This window comes from Vagococcus sp. CY53-2 (genome assembly GCF_022604695.1).
GTDB lineage: Bacteria > Bacillota > Bacilli > Lactobacillales > Vagococcaceae > Vagococcus.
Genome location: NZ_JALAHP010000007.1, coordinates 1 through 285, shown reverse-complemented (window position 1 = coordinate 285; position 285 = coordinate 1). Strand labels below are relative to the sequence as shown.

Below are 285 nucleotides of genomic sequence, written 5' to 3'. Positions count from 1 at the left end.
AGTAGAAACACCAAGTGAAGTAGAAACACCAAGTGAAGTAGAAACACCAAGTGAAGTAGAAACACCAAGTGAAGTAGAAACACCAAGTGAAGTAGAAACACCAAGTGAAGTAGAAACACCAAGTGAAGTAGAAACACCAAGAGAAGTAGAAACACCAAGAGAAGTAGAAACACCAAGAGAAGTAGAAACACCAAGAGAAGTAGAAACACCAAGAGAAGTAGAAACACCAAGTGAAGTAGAAACACCAAGAGAAGTAGAAACACCAAGAGAAGTAGAAACACCAAG

Annotated in this window: 1 pseudogene; it reads left to right on the top strand. The window is 38.9% G+C overall.

The features are described from left to right. Positions 1–285, top strand: a pseudogene (locus tag MN581_RS08750) (hypothetical protein); the annotation flags it as partial.